This window comes from Mycobacterium sp. 29Ha, assembly GCF_032883055.1.
In the GTDB taxonomy this organism is placed as follows: Bacteria; Actinomycetota; Actinomycetes; order Mycobacteriales; family Mycobacteriaceae; genus Mycobacterium; species Mycobacterium gallinarum.
In genome coordinates this window covers 152,018-172,284 of sequence record NZ_JAMQTI010000013.1, presented here as the reverse complement: position 1 = coordinate 172,284, position 20,267 = coordinate 152,018, and the positions used below count along the sequence as shown (strand labels likewise).

The window sequence follows — 20,267 nt, the reverse complement described above, 5'->3', positions numbered from 1 at the left end:
CCTCATCCGCGACTCTTGTATTTGAGTGATCGTTCTACTATCGTCGCTAACCATGGCGACCAAGAGTGCCGAGAAGGCGCGACGCAAATTCAAGTTCGAACGACGCATGGGACGCATCGTGATGAACCCGTTGGTGACGGCGCTGGACCGCCTGGGCGTCCGCTCGTCACTTGTGGTCGAACTCGAAACCATCGGCCGCAAGTCGTCAGAACCGCGCCGGGTGCCGCTGGCCGGACGGATCGACGGCAACGACCTGTGGGTGATCTCCCAACACGGTCGCCGCGCCGGCTGGGCCTACAACATCGCCGCCAACCCGAATGTCCGGGTACGGGTGAACAACGAGTGGCGCACCGGCACAGCCACTTTCGAACCCGATGACGACGTGCGCGCCCGTGCCCGCAGCTTCGGTGGCGGCGGCCGGTTCGGACAATCGGCGACCGCGTTCACGATGCGCGCGATGGAAAGCGATCCGATCTCGGTCCGCATCGCCCTCGACTAGGTCCGTTTCGAGCCGACTGGGACGGGTAGTCCCACCGCGTCGGAAGGAAACGGAGGAACTGTGAACAAGCAACTACGCACATCGTTCGCTGTGCTCGGCGGCGCTGCTGCAATGGTGTTGGCCGTGGGTTGTGGCGGCGGCGACGAAGGTGAATCGACCAGCACGACCAGCACGACCAGCACGACCACCGAGACGACGTCGGCGACGACGACCGCACCCGCACCCGCTCCGGCGACGACGACCGCGCCCGGTGGCGGCGGTGCGGTTCCCGGAGGCCCCACCGGCGGGGGCGGCCCGGAGGGCGGCGGCGGAACGATCCCGGGCGGCCCCACGGGTGGCGGCGGTCCCGGCGGAGGCGGCGGGTCCATCCCCGGCGGCCCGTCAGGCGGCGGCGGCCCAGGTGGCGGCGGCGGTTGTGTTCCCGGCGTGGGTTGCATCGAGGTCCCGTAGGACTTGCTGGCTGACGCTCACTGCCGGAACCTAGTCCGGCAGTGAGTTGCTCAGCCGTTCTGTCGCTGACAGGTAGTCCTCGATGAACTCACGAACCACCTCTTTGGCTGGCTTCACCTTGTTCATCAGCCCCACGCCCTGTCCGACGAAATAGGTCGCCAAGGCTTGCGCCCCCGGATGGCCTTGCGCCGCGAGCACGTCGATGCGCCGGATGATCGGCTCGGCCACCATCGATTGCAGCGGCAACGGCAATGTTTTGTGACCGCCCTCGTTCGGCTGCCACGCGTCGGTCCAGTCCGAAACCAGCTGCCGCGCAGGCTTTCCGGTTCGGCCGGTCGAGCGGATTGTGTCGCGTGAGGATGCGGCGAGGAATTTCTGCACCGTATGCGGCGCCGTTTCGGCCTCCTCCGTCGTCAGCCACACCGAGCCGGTCCACGCCCCGTCGGCACCCATCGCTACACACGCGGCCATCTGCTTGCCGGTAACGATCCCGCCTGCCGCCAACACCGGGATGTTGCTCCCGATCGCCGCAAGAGCTTCCAACACCTCGGGGATCAGCACCAGCGTCGTCACCTCGCCGCAGTGGCCGCCGGCTTCGGTGCCCTGAGCGACGATCAGATCCACCCCCGCCTGCGCCTGCTTGACCGCATGCTCCTTCGCGCCCACCAACGCGGCGACCGGGACGCCGTTCTTCTTCCCCGCCTCGATCATGTAGTCGGGCGGCACCCCAAGCGCGTTGGCGATGAGCTTGATCGGATGGCTCATCGCGACCTCGAGCAGCTCCTGCCCGGTGTCTCCCGACAGGAACGACGGGCCGGTCTTCGGCGACGCCTCGGGCTCGATGTCATGCTTGGCCAGCAGCTCCGCGATGAATTCGCGGTAGTCGTCGGGGATGCGGGACGCCAGCTCGCCCCGGCCCAACTTTTCGCCCTTGCCCTCGAACTTGGCGGGCACGATGAGGTCGAGGCCGTACGGCTTACCGCCGACGTGCTCGTCGATCCACGACAGTTCCTGGTCGAGCAACTCCGGTGTGTAGGCGGTGGCGCCCAGGACGCCGAACCCCCCGGCATTGGTCACCGCTGCCACGACGTCCCGACAGTGGCTGAACGCGAAGAGGGGGAAATCGATGCCGAACTGCTCACAAATGGCGGGCTTCATTCCACCAGTATCACTAGGTCACACCGGTCGACGACAGGAACCCTTGGATCTCGGTGAGCATCTGCCGGCCGTCCAACATCTCAGGGTCGTTGTGACCGCCCCCCGGCACCAGCACGTACCGCTTGGGCTCATTGGCCGCGTCATAGAGTCGACGGCTCAGTGCCTCAGGGACGATGTCGTCGCGGTCGCCGGCAATCACCATGACCGGCACGTGCACCGATCCGATCCGGTCGATCGACGGATACCGGTCCATCAGCAGCCGTCGCACCGGCAACCACGGATAGTGCATCGCGCCAACGTCGGGCAGGGAGGTGAACGGCGATCGCAGAATCAAGGCCGCGGGCGGCCGTTCCACCGTGAGGCCGACAGCGACTGCGCCGCCGAGCGATTCGCCGAAGTACGCGATCTTCTCCACGCCGGGTCGCGCAGCCAGCCATGCCTGGGCGGCCCGCGCGTCGGCGGCCGTTCCGTCCTCGGAAGGTCGGCCGGGGTTGCCGCCGTAGCCGCGGTAGTCGAACAGCAGCACCGAAAGGCCTATACGGTTCAGCGCGGCGGCCAGTGCGATCCGGCCCGACCGGTCGCCGCCGTTGCCGTTGCACACCAGCACCGCGGGACCGCCGCCGGCGACAGGGAAATACCACGCCCCCAAACGGATTCCGTCGCTGTCCAGTACGACGTCCTGGCCGTTGGGCAACATCGTTGCCGCTGGCGGGACCGGCCCAGGCGACGGAAAGTAGATCAACCGTCGCTGTTGCGACCACGCCAACGCCAGCAGACCCGATGCCACGAGCGCGACGATAGCGACAACCACCGCGAGGCGCTTCATCTACGCCCGCAGCGGTGCGAACGCGAACTCGCGCAGGCCGTCGCGCGGATCAACGACGGCGCGAAAACCGAGTACATCGGCCGCGCGGGCGGGGTCGGCGACGATATGGCGGACGTCGCCGCTGCGGTACTGCCCGGTGACGACGGGTGCTAGAGCCTCATGTCGCCGCCGGGGCGGCTCCGCGGCACCGCGTGCGTCGCACAACTCGGTCGCGACCTCCATGATCGAAATGGGCCGACCGGAGCAGACGTTGAACGCGTCGAAGCCGTCGACTGCGGATTCGACGGACGCGACGTTGGCTGCCGCGATGTCGTCGACGTGCACGAAGTCGCGCATTTGACCACCGTCTTCAAAAACCCTTGGTACGTCGCCGGATTCGAGCTCCGAGCGGAAGATCGCCGCGACCCCGGAGTACGGGGTGTCGCGCGGCATGTGCGGGCCGTACACGTTGTGATAGCGCAGCGCGACGACCGAGCCGCCGCTGGCCTCAGACCACGCCAGGGCGTAATGCTCCTGCGCGGTCTTGCTCGCGGCGTACAGGCTGCGCGGCCGCAGCGGCGCGTCCTCGGCCACCAGTTGCCAGTTGACCGTCGCACCGCAGACCGGGCAGCGGTGGTCGAACACCCCGGCGTCGAGATCGGCGCGCGAGCGGGGCAGCGGGTCGATCGGACCGTGCTCGGCGCAGTCGTAGCGGCCCTGGCCGTAGACCACCATCGACGAGGCCAGCACCAGCCGCCGGCAGTCCGCGGCGAACATCTCGGCCAGCAGAACCGACGTCCCGTAGTCATTGTGGCTGCCGTACGACGGTGCGTCGGCGGCGTTCACCCCGGCGCCCACCACCGCGGCCTGGTGGCACACCACGTCGACACCGTCGAGCAGCGGCGCCAGCGCGGACCCGTCGCGGATGTCGAGCACCCGGCAGTCCGGCGGCGGCTCGGCGCCCGGACCGTGCGCGGCGGGCAGCATCGCGTCGACGGCGACGACGTCGTGCCCCGCGTCGCGCAGTGCGGCGTCGACCCGGGTTCCGATGAACCCGGCCGCTCCGGTCAGCAGAACTCTCACGGCAAGTCGAACGGAAGTTGAATGCCTTCGTGCGGAAGGCAATGCGTGCAGGTCCGCTCGAGCTGAACCTGATCTATGGCCTCGTGCACGAGCTTCTTGAAGGGCACCAGGTTGCGCTCGAACTCCGCGAAGACGTCGACCGCGCGGACCGCGCTTCCGCTGTCGATCCCCGCGTCCACATCCGTCACCAAAGCGATTGCCGCATAACACATTTCGAGCTCACGGGCGAGGACCGCCTCTGGGTATCCGGTCATGTTGACCAGGCTGAAACCCTGGCTCGCGAACCAGCGGCTCTCAGCCCTGGTGGAGAACCTCGGTCCCTGCACCACCACCATCGTCCCGCCGTCGACCACCCCGGGTAGGTCGGCCGCCGCGGCGCGCAGTGTCGGGCAGTACGGGTCGGCGAACCCGACGTGGATGCCGCCCGAGTCGAAATAGGTGTCGTCGCGGCCGCTGGTGCGGTCGACCAGTTGATCAGGCACCACCATCGCACCCGGCCCCAGGTCCGGCGTCAGGCTGCCGACGGCGCATGGCCCGTAGATGCGCCGCACACCGAGCGCGCGCAACGCCCACATGTTGGCGCGGTACGGGACGGTGTGCGGGGAGAACTCGTGCCCGGCACCGTGTCGTGGCAGGAACGCAACCTCGTGGTCGCCGACGGTGCCGACGGTGATCGGCGCGCTCGGCTCGCCGTAGGGGGTGTCCAAGCTGATCGCGCGGGCGTCAGAACCGAAGAACGTGTAGAACCCGCTGCCGCCGATGACTCCGAGCAAGGGCTACACGCCCGGTGTTTCGTCCTCGACCACCGACTGCTGCGAGGCGCGTCGTGCTCCGTCGCGGATCTCGAATACATCGGTCGCGAAGCCGCCGATGGCGTTTGCGACGTCCTTGACTGCGGTGGTGATGATCGAGGCCACATCGCCGACGGTTGCCGCGCCGGACTCGACGATCTCCTGCACGGCGTCCTTGCGGATCTCGGTCTTACTGAGTCGGTCCTCCATGAGCACAGTCTGCCACGCGTACGGGCGCCGGACCCGAAGAGGAAAACAACGACCGTGCAAGACTGGCGCTCGTGGCCAGTTTCGCGCAGTGGGTGGAGGGTGCCCGGCCCAGAACGCTGCCGAATGCGATCGCCCCGGTCATCGCCGGTACCGGCGCGGCGGCCTGGTTGCACGCGTGGTGCTGGTGGAAAGCTCTGCTGGCGATGGTCGTCGCGGTCGCGATGATCATCGGGGTGAACTACGCCAACGACTACTCCGACGGCGTCCGCGGCACCGACGACGTGCGGGCGGGACCGTTGCGGCTGGTGGGGTCGAAGGTCGCCAGCCCGCGCTCGGTGCTGACCGCCGCGATCGTCAGCCTGACCATCGCGGCCCTCGCCGGACTCGCGCTCGCGTGGTTCAGTGCCCCGTGGCTGATCCTGGTCGGCGGACTGTGTCTCGCCGGCGCGTGGCTGTACACGGGCGGCTCGAAGCCGTACGGCTACCTCGGGCTGGGCGAGGTCGCGGTGTTCGTGTTCTTCGGTCTCGTCGCCGTCCTCGGCACCCAGTACACCCAGGCGCTGCGGATCGACTGGGTCGGCGCGGCGATGGCCGTCGCGATGGGCGCGATGTCGTCGGCGGTGCTGGTGGCGAACAACCTGCGAGACATCCCGACCGACAAGGAATCCGGCAAGATCACCCTCGCCGTCCGGCTCGGCGACCCGCGCACGCGGCTGCTGTACCAGACGCTGCTGGCGGTGGCGTTCGCCCTGACGCTGGTGCTGATCCTCGCGACGCCGTGGGCCGCCGTCGGCCTGGTGGCGCTCCCCCTGGCGATGCGGGCCGCTTCTCCGGTGCGAAAAGGTTCCGGTGGCAAAGATCTGATCCCGGTTCTGCGCGATACGGGGTTGACCATGCTGGTTTGGTCGCTCGCCGTTTCTGCGGCGCTGTTTTTTGGCTGATTCCGTCCGAACCGAGCCCCGAACTGCTGCGATAGCTGAAGAAGCTGATGCGGAGGCACGTCATGACGACGAGTCGAGCAATACACTCAGCGGTTATCTTGGCAATCGCCGCCGTGGGGTTCGCGGGTCCGGCCGGGGCCGAGAATCCCCGCGACCTCGACGGCACCTCCATCTATTCCGACGGGGTCAGCACCCAGCAGTAGGTGGCCACCCCCTGCGAGCCCGTCTGCATCAACATCGTCGCCTCTCCCGGCGCGGGTAAGCCCGGCTTCAGCGGACAGGCGACGAACTTCCGGGGCTGGGTACTGACGGTGGAAAACCTGCCCGACGTGGTGAAGTGCCCCGACGGCACCACCGCGACCGGTGGAATGAACTTCCGATTCTCGTCAACCGAGGCATATGGCAAACCGCCGCAGCCCTACGACCAGTTCACCTTCACGCTGACAAAGGTCTAGCTGACCGCGATTTCGGTGTAGCTGGTCGCGCTGTCCGCGACTGTCTACACCGAAATCGCAACTGGCGCTTCCGACACCTTCACCAGTGCGACCTCGGGTCGAGCCGGAACCTCGTCGGCCAGAAACCAGCGGAAGGCGAGATTGCCACGCGGATAGTCAAGCGTCGTAATCGAATTCGGATGTTTGGTCATACCCCGTGAGATGACGACGGTCACTGAGCCATCGGCGTTGGGGACCGCCGAGTAGCCGTTAACCGAGCTGCGCGCGTCGGCGACACCCGGCGTCGCCATGAACTGATTCCACACCACCAGGTTCCAGAATCGGCACGACGGCGGGCGGTGGGTGACGACGAGCGCCTCATCCTCGTCGAGTACGAAACTGCCGTAGGCATAGCAGGCGTCGCGCGCCGACCAGCCGAAGTTCGCATCGGGTACCTGGTAAGGATCAGCGAATTCATTTGCGGCCGTCGCAATCTCGTGTCCCAGCGTGTGTTGTTGCTCGCTGCGCACACCCACCCCCAGCGGCAGGATCGCGAACATGGTGCGCAACCAGGCCGCACTGGAGCGCAGCGCAGCCGCCGTCTCCGCGTCGCCATGCCGGAATGGATCGGGTTCGTCGAGTGCTTCGATCTGCCACTTCACCGGGCGCCCGGTTTGCGGATTGCCCTGGTAGTCACGTGTCATCAGCACCGCCGCGTCGGGCGTCGGACCGAAGTCGAAGGAGAAGTTGCCGTCGGCATCGATGTCCAGGTCGTCGTCGCGCAGGATGGCCACGATCCGGTCGGACCACGCACCCGGCGACGGCTCGTTGTAGGCAGTCACCGAGAAGTAGACGCTGTCGCCCTTGTTCCCGCTGATCCGGTATCGCCGATTCGGATCGACAGGGCACATGAAGTAGTAGGCGTCGGTATTGTCGCCACCCCACCGGCGGTCGGGCCGAAATGGCGAGTTGACCTCCACCCACAGCGGCCGGCTGGGGTCGGCGAACAGGTACGTGTCGAACGCCACGCCGAGGGTGGTCGCGAGCATGCGGTAGCCGTCGGCGATATGGCGGTCATCGGTCACCGCACGATCACCTTCGAGGAAGGTGCGGTCAAGGCCCCCAAGGGTTTCCAGAAGTTCGCGCCAAGCCGCCGTGGATTCGTGTTCGGTCATGCGCCGATTCCTCTCGCGATGAACTCGGCGGTGCGGTCCATCCAGGCCTCGTCGAGTGTCTCGGGGTGCGTGATGAGAGCGAGGAAGATGATGCCGGCGAGCGCGTCGATCACATCGGCGGGACGGACCTCGGCGCGAACCTCACCGCGCTTGCGGGCCGTCTCCAGCCAGTCGTCCAACCCGTAGGACAGCACGTCGACGAACCGCTCGAGCAGCGCGGCGTGCAGCGTCGAGTCGACGGCCATCTCCGCCACCAGCCCGGGCAGTGCTGCCAGCGCCGCCGGGGTGGTCAGTAGCGCGAACGTCCGGGCCATCATCTCGCGCACGTCACCGAGCGTGCTTCCCGTCGAAGGTAATTCGGTGTATTCGGTGACCGGGAAGACCGCCTCATGCACGAGATGCGCCTTGCTCGGCCAGCGCCGGTAGATCGCCGGCTTGCTGGTGCCCGCACGCTTCGCGATCGCGTCCACCGACAGCGATGCGTAATCGGTCTCGCCGAGCAACTCGGCCGTCGCTTGAAGAACCGCACTGTCGATCCGTGGATCGCGCGGTCGCCCAATTTCCACCATCATTATGGAACTGACAGTAACATAACTTGCCGTGACTGATGCCCACTCAGCGCCTCCCACGGTGCACCTCGACGACCTCGCCGAACCCCGTTTCTCACCAGAGGCCGAGCCCATTCGCGAGATGATGGGAGCAATGGCGGCGGATTGCCCGCTGGACGCCGACGCACTGCACACCAAGGCCGCCGCCGAAACCGGGCTCGACGATTTCGGCCCCGACGACTACCGCGAACGCCTCGACGTGTTTCTTGGAGCGCTGCAAGACATTCCGGGCATGCATGACGCGGGCATCGTGAACTTCCACGCCCAGTTGTTGCAGTGGCTGAAGAACAGGCTGCTGCTCACCGACCTGCTGACCCGCCATCCCGAGATCCACGACATCGAGCTCGCTCCGCCGGTCGTGATCGCCGGGTTACCCCGCACCGGAACCACCCATCTGCACAACCTCCTCGGCGCGGCCTCCTCCAATTCTCCGTCCGGACGGCCGGAGGCGACGTTTCGCACCATCCCCTACTGGGAGAGCAACGAGCCGTTCCCCCTACCGTCGGAGGCGGGCATCGAGCCGGATCCTCGCCGGACGCGAATGGACGTCGCAGTCGAGGTGATGAACATCGTGATGCCGCACTTCGCGCTGATGCACGAGATGACCACAGACCATGTGCACGAAGAGATTCAGCTGCTGGCCAACGACTTCTCGACGATGCTTTTCGAGACCCTCGGCCATGTGCCGGCATGGCGCGACTACTACCTGTCCCATGATCAGACGTCGCACTACGAATACCTCGCCGTCCAGCTGAAGGCGCTGCAGTTCCTGCGCGGCGGACGGCGCTGGCTGCTCAAGTCCCCGCAACACCTGGAGCAGCTGCCGGTCCTGAACGCCGTCTTCCCCGGGGTGGTCGTCGTGTTCACTCATCGCGACCCGGTGCCCGTGGTGCTCTCCATGCTCGCGATGCTGACCTACAGCGCCCGCATGCACCGCTATCCGGTTCCGGTGCACGAGATCGCGGCGACGTGGATCGATCGTCTCGAGCTGATGCTCAATGCATTGGTGCGCGACCGTGCCGTCATTGCGCCGCAACGTTCGGTCGACATCCGCTTCGACGACTTCATGGCCGACGAAATGGGCGTCGTCGAACAGATATACGACCTCGCGGGAGAGCCGTTGGCCGACGACGCACGGACCTCGATCCAGGACTACCTCGCCGGACACCAGCGAGGTCGCCTTGGCCGTGTCGCTACGTCAGCCGAGATGTTCGGGCTGGACGAGCGCGACATGCGGGCCCGGTTCAGCCCGTATGCCGAACGCTTCCTGGCGTGACGGGCCAGAAGGTCAGCCTGCCGAGGTTCCCGTCCAGTACTCGACCACTCGACCGTCGGCGATCCTGAGAATGTCGTTGCCCGTGAATCGCTTCGGACCGTCCGGCGTGGCACCCGTCCCGATCCAGCGAGCCGCCAGCATGTCGCCTTCGACGAACGGTTCCACCTCGATGACGAAACGCAGATCGGTCAACATCGACCTGGTCTTGTCGACCATCGCATTCAACTCATCGGCCCCGTGGACCTCATGGTCCGGCCAATGCCCGACGAAATCTTCGGACACCAGGTCATTCGCCACTGGTTTGCCCGCCCACAGTTCGTCAATCCAGCGCCCGTAAAGCTCTTTCGCAGAGATCACGCACTCCTTCATAGAAGACATGCGGATTTACTACCCCGTCAAGCGCAAAAATACGCCCACCGACCTGTCCCCCGCTGTTCCCCGCCAACCCGACCCAGGAATGCCTGCTAGCTGCATTGTCGGTGCACTCGCGATCCGGTGTGCTGGTGGCGGTGGCAGTACAGGAGGCCGAGACGGCCGGGGCTCGGGTGATCGTCGCCGACGACGACGTGCTGCTGCGCGAAGGTTTGGCCAGTCTCCTGGATCGATCGGGCTTTCAGGTGGTCGGTCAGGCCGGCAGCGGCGTGGAGTTGCTGTCGCTGGTGGGCACCCACCGGCCCGACCTGGTGATCGTGGACATCCGGATGCCGCCGACGCACAGCAGCGAAGGACTCGACGCGGCCCGCGCGATCCGCTCCGAGTCGCCGGACACCGGCATCCTCGTACTGTCGGCCCATGTCGAGGTCGACCATGCGATGGAGCTTCTCGGCGGCGATCGCGCGATCGGCTACCTGCTCAAGAGCCGCGTCACCGATGTGGGCGACTTCATCGACACGCTCACGCGCATCACCAAGGGAGCGTCGGTGGTGGATCCCGCGGTGGTTGCCGAACTCCTTTCGACGCGCCGGCGTAACGACCCACTGGGCGTGCTGAGTTCGCGCGAGTTGGAGGTGCTGGCGCAGATGGCAGAGGGCCGTTCCAACGCGGGAATTGCGCGACGGCTGTGGGTGACCGAGGGCACCGTCGAAAAACACGTCCGCAGCATCCTGGCCAAGTTGAACCTGCCCGAAACCGGCGACGATCACCGCAGGGTCCGTGCTGTCATCACGTTTCTGGAGGCGCGCTGAACGATCGGTTTGTAGCCGAATCCCCGTTGCTGTCGCCACGGCCACGGACCAAATCAACGATCGCTTCGGGCGACAACTCGATCTTCGGCAGAAACCCCACCGCAGCACTGTTGGCGAGCAGATCGGCGAGGTCCCGCTCCGCGTGGGCCGAGATCAAGATGACCGGCGACAGGTGCGGGATGCCGCTCGCACACAGTTGCTCGACGAGATCGAATCCGCTTTCCTCACCGAGATCGACGTCGACGAGCGTGACGTCTGGCCGCAGATCGAGGTAGCGCTGCAGACCGTCGGCGCTGTTGGACGCAACGCCGACCACCGCGATGCCGCTACGCTCGAGCATCCCGAGCGCCGCACAACGGAAGCTCTGACTGTCGTCGACGATCAGACAGCGCATAGCCGAACCCGCAACAACATTCCTTCATCGTGCCCATCAATTCGCGAGTTCCGCATTGCGGATAGCTGGAATTCACCGTCCACGCCTCGACATCGTCGAGCCATCAGGGCCGTAGCGCGTCGACCAACCGGTCCAGGTCGTTCTCGTTGTTGTAGAGATGAAAACCCACCCGAATCGCCCCGGCGCGGACCGACGCGCGGATACCGGCCCGCTGAAGCGCCTCGGCCGCACCCTCGATAGGCAGCGAGACGATCGCCGAATCATGCGGCGGCAGATCCAGTTCGGCGCGCAGACGGTTGGCGAGCCCCAGACAATGCGACTGCACGGCGGCGCCGTCGAGCGAGGCCAGCCACGGCATCGCGAGCCCGGCGCCCAGGACGCTGAACCACGCGGGCGACAGGTCGAACCGGCGAGCATCGTCTGCCAATCGGAGCGGCAGCCCGTATATCGTCTGCCAGGGGTCAACGCCGGCGTACCAATTAGCAGCGTGCGGCGTCATCGCGCGACTTACTCTGTCGCTCAACGAAACCCATGCCGTACCCCGAGGTGACAGCAGCCACTTGTACACCGCCGCGACGGTGACGTCGACCCAGTCCAGCTCGACGCGCTTCCATCCGAGCGCCTGCGTGATGTCGATAACTGTCAGCGTCTCGGTACCGGCAACGTGGCTGCGCAGCGCATCGATGTCGAGCACCACACCGTTGGCCGACTGCACCAGGCTCACGGCGACGACATCGAAATCGGCTGCTGCCGTAATCAATTCGTCGGCGGGCAGCTCGGTGACGGTGACCCCGCGCCGCGCCTGGGCGGCGAACGGAAATGTGGTGCTGGTGAACTCACCCGCCAGTGTGAGGACACGCGCACCGTCGGGGATGGCCGCAGCCACCAGCCCCAGCGCCGAGGAAACGGTGCTGCCCATCGCCACCGAGCCGACGGGAAGGCCCGTCAGCGCGGCGTAGCCTTCGCGCCCGGCGGCGACGTGGGCGTCGAACGAGGGGACGTCCATCGTCCCGTTCTGCCACTTGCCGATGCAGTCCAGCAACGCGTCCACGAGGAACTGCGGCGGCAGGCCATAGGTGGGTGAGTTGAGAAATCCATCGGCTCCAAGGAATTCGGCGCCGAATGCTTCCCGCGTCATGGCGTGGGAGGCTCGTCGCCACGAAGTCTGGCCTGCAGTTGCTCGCGGTCCTTGCGACGCCGCTCGTCGAGTAGGGCGATGCTGGCGGTGGCGCGACGGCGCAGGGGGGCGAACATCCAGATGCCCAGTGGCAGCGCTATCACCATGGCGAACAGAAGCGCGACCACGAGCGGAAACTCGCGCACCCCGAGCAGGTGGGCCGCTCCGACGATCACCGCGGTCAGCGCGACGACGAGAAGTAACCGGGCCAGCACGTAAAGCACCAGGTCTGCGACGAGGCGAGATCCCGGCCGACTATCAGACACGGCCCGAGCCTACCGACGACGCGTATATTCGGAGCAAGGAGGTTTGTTGTGGTTTACCTGTTCGCGATTCTCGTCTTGGCCGTCGTGGTCTATGTGGGCTACCGGTTGATGCGCGCGAACGCGACTCCGCGGACCCGCACCATCGGTCCGGACGACGATCCTGATTTCCTGCGTCGACTCGGCCCTGAGAACAAACCGCGGTAGCTCAGATCGGGTCGCGCCGCGCACCCGGGAAGCCCGCTGTCACCACTGCCGCCAGTTCCAGCAGCGCCTCCCGCGTCTCGGGCTTCAGTCGTTCGAGGCTGATTTCGGCGCCCTCTTCGAGGTGCGGGTCGAAAGGCACCTGCAAGACGGCCCGGCAGCGCCGGGTGAAGTGATCGACGACCTTGTTCATGTCGACCTTGCCGGAGCGCGGCCGGACGGCGTTGATGACTGCGATCGAATCGCGCACCAGATCCTCGTGCCCGTGCGCGTCCAACCAGTCGAGTGTGGCCGACGCGCTGCGCGCGCCGTCGACCGATCCGGAGCTGATGACGATCAACGCATCCGCTTTGGCCAGCACCGCCGCCATCGCCGAATGCATCAGCCCTGTGCCGCAGTCGGTGAGCACCAGGCTGTAGAACCGCTCGAGGACCTCGAGGGTGCGGGTGTAGTCCTCGGAGCTGAACGCCTCCGACACCGCGGGGTCGCTCTCCGACGCCAGCACCTCCAGCCGGCTCGCGCCCTGCGAGGTGTAGGCGCGCACATCGCTGTAGGCCTCGATACCCTCGGCGTCGCGCAATAGGTGACGGACCGTCGCCGGCGTCTCCAGCGGAACCTTCTGACTCAACGTGCCGCGGTCGGGGTTCGCGTCGACGGCGATGACGCGGTCGCCGCGGACAGACGCCAGCGTGGCACCGAGCGTCGCGGTAACGGTCGTCTTGCCGACCCCACCCTTGAGCGACAGGACGGCGATGCGGTGGCAGCCACGCAGCGGGTGCTGCGCCTGCGCGATCAGGGCGTCACGGTGGATCACTTTCGGGCTCTCGCCGACGTTGATCAACTTGAAAGACGCCAGATACAGCCATTTGCGCCAGCCCGCCGACGGGGCCCGCTTGCGCTGTCCGAGCAGCGCCACCGTGGACAGATCCAGATACGGCGGCGGATCCGGGGCGGGCGGTGGGGGCGCGGCCGACGGTGACGGTGTCTGCGGGATCACCACCGGCAACCCGGTGGGTGGCGTCGGCGCCGTCCAGTCCTGCGGCACGTCCTCCGCCGGGTTCGTAAACCGATTCTGGCCACGAAATCCCGTTGCGCCAGAAGAGTTTCTAGGTGCGCTAGCGTCCGTATCCAGCTTCTTGTCCCCTTCTAGCCAACTCCGGCGTAGGAGTGCAGACCCACCGTCACGAGGTTGATGAAGAACAGATTGAAGACCATCGCGATGAAGCCGGCGACGTTGATCCACGCGGCTTTCTTGTCACGCCAGCCGGCCGTCGAGCGGGCATGGAGGTACGCGGCGTATATCACCCATGCGATGAACGACACCGTTTCCTTGGGATCCCAGCCCCAGTACCGACCCCACGCCTCTTCGGCCCAGATCGCGCCGAAGATGACACCGAAGCCGAACACCGGGAACGCGAAGATCGTCGTGCGGTACGCAATGCGGTCAAGCGTCTGCGCGTCAGGCAGTCGCTGGACGACTCGGGCAACCAGGCCCTCTCGATCGGGCTCTCCCAGCTTGGACATCTTCAGCAGGAACAGGATGCTCGCGACGCCCGCGACGAGGAAGACACCCGACCCGAGGCTGACCACCGAAACGTGAATGGGCAGCCAATAGGACTGCAGTGCGGGCATGACCGGAGCGGCGTTGGTGTAGAGCCAGCGGCCCGACACCGTGAGCAGGATCAGCACCGGAAGCAACACGAAAACCCACAGCGCACGGACCTGGGGGCGGCGCAACACGATGGCCGCGGCCACCAGGCCCGAGAAGCACGTCAGGTTGATGAACTCGTACATGTTGCCCCACGGCACGCGTGCGGTGGCCATACCGCGCAGCACGATGCAGACCAGCAACAGGGCGATCCCGAGATAGGTCAGTGCCAGGCCCGCTCCGCCGATCCGCTCGTCGACACTGCGCCGCGGCTGCTCGACCACGATGCCCGGTCCGCCGCCGCCGGGGCCGACACCTGCACCCACCGCCTCACGCTCGATGACCTTGCGGCTTCGGCTGTACGCCAGTTCGACCGCGAGCAGGAGCAGGGCGCCGACGAGCACCACGACCGACGTGGTGAAGGCCCAGTCCGAGTACCGGGCCAGGCCGATGTCGATGTGGTCGGTGTTCATGGGCGCTCGGCGTTCGTCATGCGCGATCCCGCTTCGCTTCTCGCTCGGTCATCTCAGGTTCCTCTCGCTGCGCATCGTCGGCACCGGCTAACAGGCGCTCGGTCAACCGCTCGAACTCGTCGCCCCAACCAGAGTTGTCGGTACGGGCCAGCCCGCCCAGCTCGACGCTCACGGTACCCGGCCCACCGGGGCCGATTCGAATCCAGATCCGCCGTCGCCGCACGACGAGGGACACCAGCAGACCGGCCATCATGGTCAGCGCGAACACCAGCACCCAGATCTGGGCGGGGTCGTGTGACACCTGCACGTTTATGAACGGCACCGCACCGTCGAACCGCACGACGGTGCCGTCGTCGAGGCGGGTCGACTCGCCGACGCCGAGGTTGACCCTGGCCTGCTTGGTCAGCCTGCCCTGCCCGATGAGGCGTGGGTCGAGGGTGAACAGCGACTGCGGCCTGCCGGTGTCCAGGCCGGTGTCGCCCTTGTAGATGTCGATGGCGACGGCCGGATCGTTGGGCGCGGGAAAGCTCGACGACAGCAGCGTCCCGTGGAGCAGCTCGGTGGGCGCGAACAGACCCTGGATGGCGATCTGGTTCTTTCGTCGCTCATCCGCATCGGGGTAGGTGCCCGCCGGCGGGTCGAAGCGCATCGCACCCGAGGACAGCATGGTGATCTGATCGTCGGGCCGCCACTGCAGCGTCTGCGTGCGGGTCTGCCCGTCGGGGAAAGTGACGGTGAACGTCGGGGCGTAGCCGTGGCCCTGCAGGTAGATCCGGTCGCCGCCGACGCGTAACGGGTGGTTCACCTCTAGGCGGTAGGGCCGCCAGGTGTCCGAGGTCAGGTCCGTCCCGGCCTGGTAGTCGATATCCGCGGCGAACGACACAGCCTGTCCGGACGGCAGATAGTCGGCCTGGAAGTCGTTGACCCGCAGGCAGATCGGATGCAGGGACGTGCCGTCGACGGTGTTACCGGCGCGGAACGAGTCGAACGCCGCCGGTGACGCCGAGCAGAAACCCGGCCCGCCGTCGGCAACGACGATGACGTTTCCCTCGTAGCCGAACAGCTTCCCTGCGGCCACGGCGACGAGCAGGCCGAGCAGCGAGAAGTGGAAGACGATGTTGCCGAACTCGCGCAGATAGCCCTTCTCGGCCGATATTTCGACGCTGCCGTCGCGGACGTCAGTGACTTTGCGCCACCCACGCAGCCGGCCGGTCATCGCCGTCGCCAGTGCCTGCGGTTCGCCGCTCACCTCGGCGGTGTGGTGCTTGGGCAGCCGACCGAAGTTTCGCGGCGCCGCGACCGGGACCGCGCGCATGCTGCGGACGTGCTCGATCATCCGCGGCGTCAGGCAGCCGACGAGTGAAATGAACAGCAGCGCATAGATGGCGGTGAACCAGAAGCTGGAGAACACATCGAACGCCTGCAGGCGGTCCAGCCACGGGCCGATCGTCGAATGCTCGGCGATGTACTCCGCGACCTTGGCCTCGTTGAGGCTGCGCTGCGGCAGTAGCGCACCCGGGATGGCGGCGAGCGCGAGCAGGAACAGCAGCACCAGCGCAGTGCCCATCGACGTCAAGGTGCGCCAGGTGTTGCGCATCAGCGCAAGCAAACGCGAAATCCCCTTGAAATGGGTCCTTTTAGGGGCTTTCACGTCTTCTCGCGGGGGCCCGGTTCGCGCGGATGTGTCGGTCATATCGGCAATGTCACGTCGCTGACGAAGGCGTCGCGCACCCAGGACACGAAATCGCCCCATAGTCCGGTGACCAACGCGATGCCGACGGCGATGAGCAGCACGCCGCCGAAGATCTGGATGGCACGCGCGTGCCTGCGCAGCCACGCCATGCCCTGGACGGCACGCGCGGAGCCGAAAGCCAAAAGCACGAACGGGATTCCCAGTCCCATGCAGTACGCGATGACCAGTGCCACGCCCCGCCACACGTTGACACCGTCGGTCGCCGACGCCACGGCGATGACGCCGGTCAGCGCCGGTCCCAGACACGGCGTCCAGCCGAGCGCGAATACCGCGCCGAGCAGCGGAGCGCCGGCGAGCGTGGAGAGCTGACGCGGCGCGAACCGGGTGTCTCGTTGCAAGACCGGAATGAAGCCGACGAACACCAGGCCCATGATGATGGTGACCACGCCGCCAATACGTTGCAGCAGAAGCTGATTGGTGATCAGCGTCGTCGTCATGCCCAGCACCGCGACGGTGCCGAGCACGAACACCGCGGTGAACCCGGCGACGAACAGCGCTGCGGCTCCCGCGACGCGCACCCGCGCCGTGCGGACCGCGACGCCTTTCTCCCCCGACGAGGTGCCCAGTGCGGACCGGTCCTCCACACCCACGACGGCCGCGAGGTACGACAGATAGCCCGGTACCAGCGGCACCACGCACGGAGAGGCGAAGGACACCAGCCCGGCCAGTGCGCTGACGAGGAAGGCCAGCAGGACCGGACCACCCGCCATCAGCTCGTCGATCTGGTCGAGACTCACGTGCCGCCCTCACCCGGCTCCGGCGCCTCGGCGGCCAGGCGTTCCACGACCGGTTGCAGGTCCTGCGCGAGAAGTTCGCGCAGGAACACCGCGGCGACGCGGTGCTCGCGATCCAGCACCACCGTCGACGGGATGACGGTGGTGGGGTATCTGCCACCGAACGCGATCATCGTCCGCATCGGCGGGTCGTAGATCGACGGGAAGGTGATCTTGCGGTCGACGACGAAATCGACCGCGGCCTGCCGGTTGTTGTCGCGGACGTCGATGCCGAGGAACGCCACACCCTGCGCGCGCGTCGCGTCGTACACCTGCTGCAACTGTGGCATCTCGGTGCGGCAGGGCCCGCACCACTGCCCCCAGATGTTGATCACGACGACCTTGCCCGCAAAGTCGTCGAGCGAAATCGTCCTCTCGGGATCGATCAGGTCGGGACCGGACAACGGGCCTGGGCGGCCGCGGCTTTCGGGCGGGTCGTACGTGATGTCGGTCTTACCGCCGGGGGCGACGAACTCGAACGTGCCGCCCTGGGCGACGGCGTCGGTTCCGGTGGAGCAACCGGCCAGCGCGATGCACACGGCACCCGCAGCGATGAGCGCGAGGAGCCGAACGCCGGAGCTGGCCACCAACGACTTCACTGCCCGGCCAGCTCCGCGTAACCCCAGCCGGCGAGGGCATCGTCGTGGAAGTAGAAGGACGTCAGCGAAGCCAGGTTGCACAGCCGACGGGTCGGGAAGTGATGCAGGTTCCGCTTCGTCATGGCGCGCCGCAATGTCTCGACCGGCAGCTGGTGGCTGACGCACACCGCTTCATGACCGGCCGCCTCGCCGCGGGCCCGCTCAAGTGCGGCCGTCATCCGGTCGGCGATCTCCCGGTAGGGCTCACCCCACGACGGCTGCCGCGGATTCCGCAGGTGCCACCAGTTCCTCGGATTGCGCAGCGCACCGTCGCCCGGCGATACCCGTTGGCCCTGAAAGATATTCGTCGACTCGATCAGATCGCCGTCGGTGTCGATCGGCAGATTGTGTGCGGCCGCGATCGGCCCGGCTGTCTCCTGTGCGCGCTCCAACGGCGATGCCACGACGTAGGTGATGTCGCGCTCGGCCAACCAGTCGGCGACCGCCTGCGCCTGGGCCCGACCCCGGTCCGAGAGGTGGTAATCCGGCAGCCGGCCGTACAGGATCTTCTCCGGGTTGTGCACCTCGCCGTGGCGCATCACGTGCACCACCGTTTTCACTGTCATGCGGGCGGTGTCGCTTCCGCTGCGGCACGCGCGGCGCCCGGCAGGGCGGCGGCGATGCGGTCGAATGCGTCGTCATCCAGAGCGGCTGAGACGAACCAGGTTTCGAATGCGCTGGGCGGCGGATAGATCCCCGCATCGAGCAGTCCGTGGAAGAAGGCGGGAAAGCGCCAGGTTTCCGACGCCCGCGCTGATGCGAAGTCGGTCACCGGCTGATCGGTGAAGAACACGCTGAGCATGTTGCCGGCGCGCTGAACCCGGTGCGCCACACCCGCTTCGGTCAACGCCTCGGTGAACAGGCCGTCGAGGCGGTCGGCGTTGGCATCCAGGCTTGCGTATACGGCGTCGTCGGCCGCGCGCAGCGTGGCCAGCCCAGCGGCCATCGCCACCGGATTGCCCGACAGGGTGCCTGCCTGGTAGACGGGGCCGAGCGGGGCCAGTCGTTCCATCACCTCTGCCCTGCCCCCGAACGCCGCGGCGGGCAGGCCGCCGCTCATGACCTTGCCGAACGTGAAAAGGTCGGCATCGACGGGATCGACTCCGTACCAACCTGATCGGCTGACCCGGAACCCTGTCATGACCTCGTCGGAGATCAGCAGCGCGCCGTGGTCGGCGGTGATGCGTCGCAGCGCCGCGTTGTAGCCGGGCAGCGGCGGGACTGTGCCCATGTTGCCGGGGCTGGCCTCGGTGATGACGCAGGCGATCTCGTCGCCGAATTGAGCGAAGATGTCCTCGATCGCAGCGACGTTGTTGTACGGCATGACGATCGTGTCGGCTGCGGCGGCCCCGGTGACACCGGGCGACGAAGGCAGGCCGAGCGTGGCGACACCGGACCCGGCGTCGGCGAGGAGGGCATCGCTGTGCCCGTGATAGCAGCCGGAGAATTTGATGATCTTGGCCCGGCCCGTGTATCCGCGGGCGAGCCTGATCGCGCTCATGGTGGCCTCGGTACCGGAGTTCACGAGGCGGATCCGCTCGACGGGCGCGACGCGCCCGATGATCTCTGCGGCGAGCTCGGTCTCCGACGGGGTGGGGGCGCCGAACGACAGGCCATTGGCGGCGACACGTTGAACGGCCTCCACGACGGCGGGGTGCGCGTGTCCGAGGATCATCGGTCCCCAGGAGCACACGAGGTCGACATATTTGTTGTCGTCGGCGTCGGTGAGCCAGTAGCCGCTGGCCGAGGTGATGAACCGCGGGGTGCCGCCGACCGAGTTGAACGCCCGGACCGGGGAGTTCACCCCACCTGGGATGAGGGCGCAGGCGTCGGCGAACAGCGCAGCGGAGGTCGCCGTCGCTGAGGAGGTGCTGCGCATGCCACCAGTCTCCCAGCCGGGCCAAATGCGTCAACTACAGGGTGTAGTGGCTAGCCCTTCGGGGTCAACACGAAGACCGGGTGATCGGCATCGTCGGGCAGCTGGCGCCAGTAGCCCTCGACGACCTTGCCTGCCAGGGGGCGATAAGCGGCGATGACGCGCGCCCGCTGCGCCACCGGAATCTCGCTGGCGACGTAACGCTGGTCACCGACGATGACGTCGGGGACAGCGCGCACGTTCTTCACCCACTCCGCCTCGCCGCGCGTGGACACCAGGTACTTCACCCCGTCCACCTCGGGCACGACCACGGGGATCTTCTGCGGTTGCCTGCTGAGGCGCTTGGTCACGGTCAGCGTCTGGCTGCCGCCGATACCGGTCGCCATCGCGATCTTGTTGAATATCGTGCGCGTGAACCACGGGGGCTTGAGGTACGCCATGCCCTGAAGAGTTT

General features: G+C 66.8%; 26 protein-coding genes. 7 read left to right on the top strand and 19 right to left on the bottom strand.

Annotated features, from left to right (window positions below; all coding sequences use genetic code 11):
* The first annotated feature begins 52 nt into the window (after nucleotides 1-52).
* Together M1248_RS18580 and M1248_RS18575 are read left to right on the top strand one after the other, a co-directional pair.
* Nucleotides 53-499 (top strand): nitroreductase/quinone reductase family protein, encoded by a 447-nt coding sequence (locus M1248_RS18580; RefSeq protein WP_317149310.1) that lies wholly within the window; start codon nucleotides 53-55, stop codon nucleotides 497-499.
* A gap of 60 nt (nucleotides 500-559) precedes the next feature.
* Complete coding sequence (locus M1248_RS18575; protein ID WP_174262165.1) at nucleotides 560-949, top strand: hypothetical protein; 390 nt, start codon at nucleotides 560-562, stop codon at nucleotides 947-949.
* 30 nt (nucleotides 950-979) lie between these two features.
* Here the strand turns inward: M1248_RS18575 and M1248_RS18570 are convergent, their stop codons facing one another.
* Genes M1248_RS18570 through M1248_RS18550 form a run of 5 tightly spaced genes read right to left on the bottom strand, consistent with a single transcriptional unit; the run spans nucleotide 980 to nucleotide 4,996 of the window.
* A complete protein-coding gene (locus tag M1248_RS18570; protein WP_163734618.1) occupies nucleotides 980-2,107 on the bottom strand; it encodes a nitronate monooxygenase in 1,128 nt (375 codons plus the stop codon).
* A gap of 13 nt (nucleotides 2,108-2,120) precedes the next feature.
* Nucleotides 2,121-2,933: an alpha/beta hydrolase gene (locus M1248_RS18565; protein WP_317149309.1), complete on the bottom strand. Its 813-nt coding sequence runs from the start codon at nucleotides 2,931-2,933 to the stop codon at nucleotides 2,121-2,123.
* Complete coding sequence (locus tag M1248_RS18560; protein WP_317149308.1) at nucleotides 2,934-3,995, bottom strand: NAD-dependent epimerase/dehydratase family protein; 1,062 nt, start codon at nucleotides 3,993-3,995, stop codon at nucleotides 2,934-2,936.
* Complete coding sequence (locus M1248_RS18555) at nucleotides 3,992-4,768, bottom strand: S-methyl-5'-thioadenosine phosphorylase (protein WP_163734609.1); 777 nt, start codon at nucleotides 4,766-4,768, stop codon at nucleotides 3,992-3,994. Before M1248_RS18555 ends, M1248_RS18560 begins: the two co-directional genes overlap by 4 nt.
* Before the next feature lie 3 nt (nucleotides 4,769-4,771).
* Nucleotides 4,772-4,996, bottom strand: a complete 225-nt coding sequence (locus M1248_RS18550; RefSeq protein WP_083124226.1) for a hypothetical protein — start codon at nucleotides 4,994-4,996, stop codon at nucleotides 4,772-4,774.
* A gap of 71 nt (nucleotides 4,997-5,067) precedes the next feature.
* Here M1248_RS18550 and M1248_RS18545 point away from each other — a divergent pair, with 71 nt between their 5' ends.
* Together M1248_RS18545 and M1248_RS18540 are read left to right on the top strand one after the other, a co-directional pair.
* Nucleotides 5,068-5,937, top strand: a complete 870-nt coding sequence (locus tag M1248_RS18545) for a 1,4-dihydroxy-2-naphthoate polyprenyltransferase (RefSeq protein WP_317149307.1) — start codon at nucleotides 5,068-5,070, stop codon at nucleotides 5,935-5,937.
* Nucleotides 5,938-6,140: 203 nt separating this feature from the next.
* Nucleotides 6,141-6,392, top strand: a complete 252-nt coding sequence (locus M1248_RS18540) for a hypothetical protein (RefSeq protein WP_317149306.1) — start codon at nucleotides 6,141-6,143, stop codon at nucleotides 6,390-6,392.
* Between the two features lie 44 nt (nucleotides 6,393-6,436).
* Here M1248_RS18540 and M1248_RS18535 read toward each other — a convergent pair whose 3' ends face one another.
* Both M1248_RS18535 and M1248_RS18530 read right to left on the bottom strand, forming a co-directional pair.
* Nucleotides 6,437-7,546, bottom strand: a complete 1,110-nt coding sequence (locus tag M1248_RS18535) for a DUF1214 domain-containing protein (protein WP_317149305.1) — start codon at nucleotides 7,544-7,546, stop codon at nucleotides 6,437-6,439.
* On the bottom strand, nucleotides 7,543-8,118 hold the full coding sequence (locus M1248_RS18530) for a TetR/AcrR family transcriptional regulator (RefSeq protein ID WP_163734597.1): 576 nt from the start codon (nucleotides 8,116-8,118) through the stop codon (nucleotides 7,543-7,545). Before M1248_RS18530 ends, M1248_RS18535 begins: the two co-directional genes overlap by 4 nt.
* Before the next feature lie 58 nt (nucleotides 8,119-8,176).
* On the opposite strand from M1248_RS18530, the gene M1248_RS18525 reads away from it, so the two are divergent.
* Nucleotides 8,177-9,430, top strand: coding sequence for a sulfotransferase family protein (locus M1248_RS18525; protein WP_163738245.1), 1,254 nt, complete (start codon nucleotides 8,177-8,179; stop codon nucleotides 9,428-9,430).
* A gap of 12 nt (nucleotides 9,431-9,442) precedes the next feature.
* On the opposite strand, the gene M1248_RS18520 is transcribed toward M1248_RS18525, so the two are convergent.
* Nucleotides 9,443-9,808: an ester cyclase gene (locus M1248_RS18520; RefSeq protein WP_232076316.1), complete on the bottom strand. Its 366-nt coding sequence runs from the start codon at nucleotides 9,806-9,808 to the stop codon at nucleotides 9,443-9,445.
* Nucleotides 9,809-9,939: 131 nt separating this feature from the next.
* Between M1248_RS18520 and M1248_RS18515 the strand changes: the two genes are divergently transcribed.
* Nucleotides 9,940-10,614, top strand: coding sequence for a response regulator transcription factor (locus M1248_RS18515; protein ID WP_317149326.1), 675 nt, complete (start codon nucleotides 9,940-9,942; stop codon nucleotides 10,612-10,614).
* Here M1248_RS18515 and M1248_RS18510 read toward each other — a convergent pair.
* From M1248_RS18510 to M1248_RS18500, 3 genes are all read right to left on the bottom strand, one after another.
* On the bottom strand, nucleotides 10,592-11,008 hold the full coding sequence (locus M1248_RS18510) for a response regulator (RefSeq protein ID WP_317149304.1): 417 nt from the start codon (nucleotides 11,006-11,008) through the stop codon (nucleotides 10,592-10,594). The genes M1248_RS18515 and M1248_RS18510 overlap by 23 nt on opposite strands.
* A gap of 103 nt (nucleotides 11,009-11,111) precedes the next feature.
* Nucleotides 11,112-12,146: an aminotransferase class V-fold PLP-dependent enzyme gene (locus M1248_RS18505; RefSeq protein WP_317149303.1), complete on the bottom strand. Its 1,035-nt coding sequence runs from the start codon at nucleotides 12,144-12,146 to the stop codon at nucleotides 11,112-11,114.
* Complete coding sequence (locus tag M1248_RS18500; RefSeq protein ID WP_163734589.1) at nucleotides 12,143-12,451, bottom strand: DUF4229 domain-containing protein; 309 nt, start codon at nucleotides 12,449-12,451, stop codon at nucleotides 12,143-12,145. Before M1248_RS18500 ends, M1248_RS18505 begins: the two co-directional genes overlap by 4 nt.
* Nucleotides 12,452-12,499: 48 nt before the next feature.
* Between M1248_RS18500 and M1248_RS18495 the strand changes: the two genes are divergently transcribed.
* The gene (locus M1248_RS18495; RefSeq protein ID WP_174262164.1) at nucleotides 12,500-12,655 is read left to right on the top strand and encodes a hypothetical protein; all 156 of its coding nucleotides are present in this window, start codon (nucleotides 12,500-12,502) and stop codon (nucleotides 12,653-12,655) included.
* A gap of 1 nt (nucleotide 12,656) precedes the next feature.
* On the opposite strand, the gene M1248_RS18490 is transcribed toward M1248_RS18495, so the two are convergent.
* The 8 genes from M1248_RS18490 to M1248_RS18455 all read right to left on the bottom strand — a co-directional run bounded on the left by M1248_RS18490 (nucleotide 12,657) and on the right by M1248_RS18455 (nucleotide 20,253).
* Nucleotides 12,657-13,784, bottom strand: coding sequence for a MinD/ParA family protein (locus M1248_RS18490; protein ID WP_163738237.1), 1,128 nt, complete (start codon nucleotides 13,782-13,784; stop codon nucleotides 12,657-12,659).
* Between the two features lie 14 nt (nucleotides 13,785-13,798).
* A complete protein-coding gene (gene ccsB / locus M1248_RS18485; RefSeq protein WP_317149302.1) occupies nucleotides 13,799-14,773 on the bottom strand; it encodes a c-type cytochrome biogenesis protein CcsB in 975 nt (324 codons plus the stop codon).
* Nucleotides 14,774-14,789: 16 nt separating this feature from the next.
* Entirely contained in the window at nucleotides 14,790-16,370 is a 1,581-nt protein-coding gene (locus M1248_RS18480; protein ID WP_317149301.1) for a cytochrome c biogenesis protein ResB, read from the bottom strand.
* Between the two features lie 92 nt (nucleotides 16,371-16,462).
* Entirely contained in the window at nucleotides 16,463-17,236 is a 774-nt protein-coding gene (locus M1248_RS18475) for a cytochrome c biogenesis CcdA family protein (RefSeq protein ID WP_163738231.1), read from the bottom strand.
* Between the two features lie 23 nt (nucleotides 17,237-17,259).
* Nucleotides 17,260-17,886 carry a TlpA disulfide reductase family protein gene (locus M1248_RS18470; protein WP_174262294.1) on the bottom strand — a complete coding sequence of 209 codons (627 nt, stop codon included), beginning with the start codon at nucleotides 17,884-17,886 and terminating at the stop codon, nucleotides 17,260-17,262.
* 8 nt (nucleotides 17,887-17,894) lie between these two features.
* Entirely contained in the window at nucleotides 17,895-18,503 is a 609-nt protein-coding gene (locus M1248_RS18465) for a histidine phosphatase family protein (RefSeq protein ID WP_163734583.1), read from the bottom strand.
* Nucleotides 18,500-19,816, bottom strand: coding sequence for a glutamate-1-semialdehyde 2,1-aminomutase (gene hemL, locus M1248_RS18460; protein WP_317149300.1), 1,317 nt, complete (start codon nucleotides 19,814-19,816; stop codon nucleotides 18,500-18,502). The genes M1248_RS18465 and hemL overlap by 4 nt, the downstream gene beginning before the upstream one ends.
* A 50-nt stretch (nucleotides 19,817-19,866) precedes the next feature.
* On the bottom strand, nucleotides 19,867-20,253 hold the full coding sequence (locus M1248_RS18455) for a nitroreductase/quinone reductase family protein (RefSeq protein WP_317149299.1): 387 nt from the start codon (nucleotides 20,251-20,253) through the stop codon (nucleotides 19,867-19,869).
* Nucleotides 20,254-20,267: the final 14 nt, after the last annotated feature.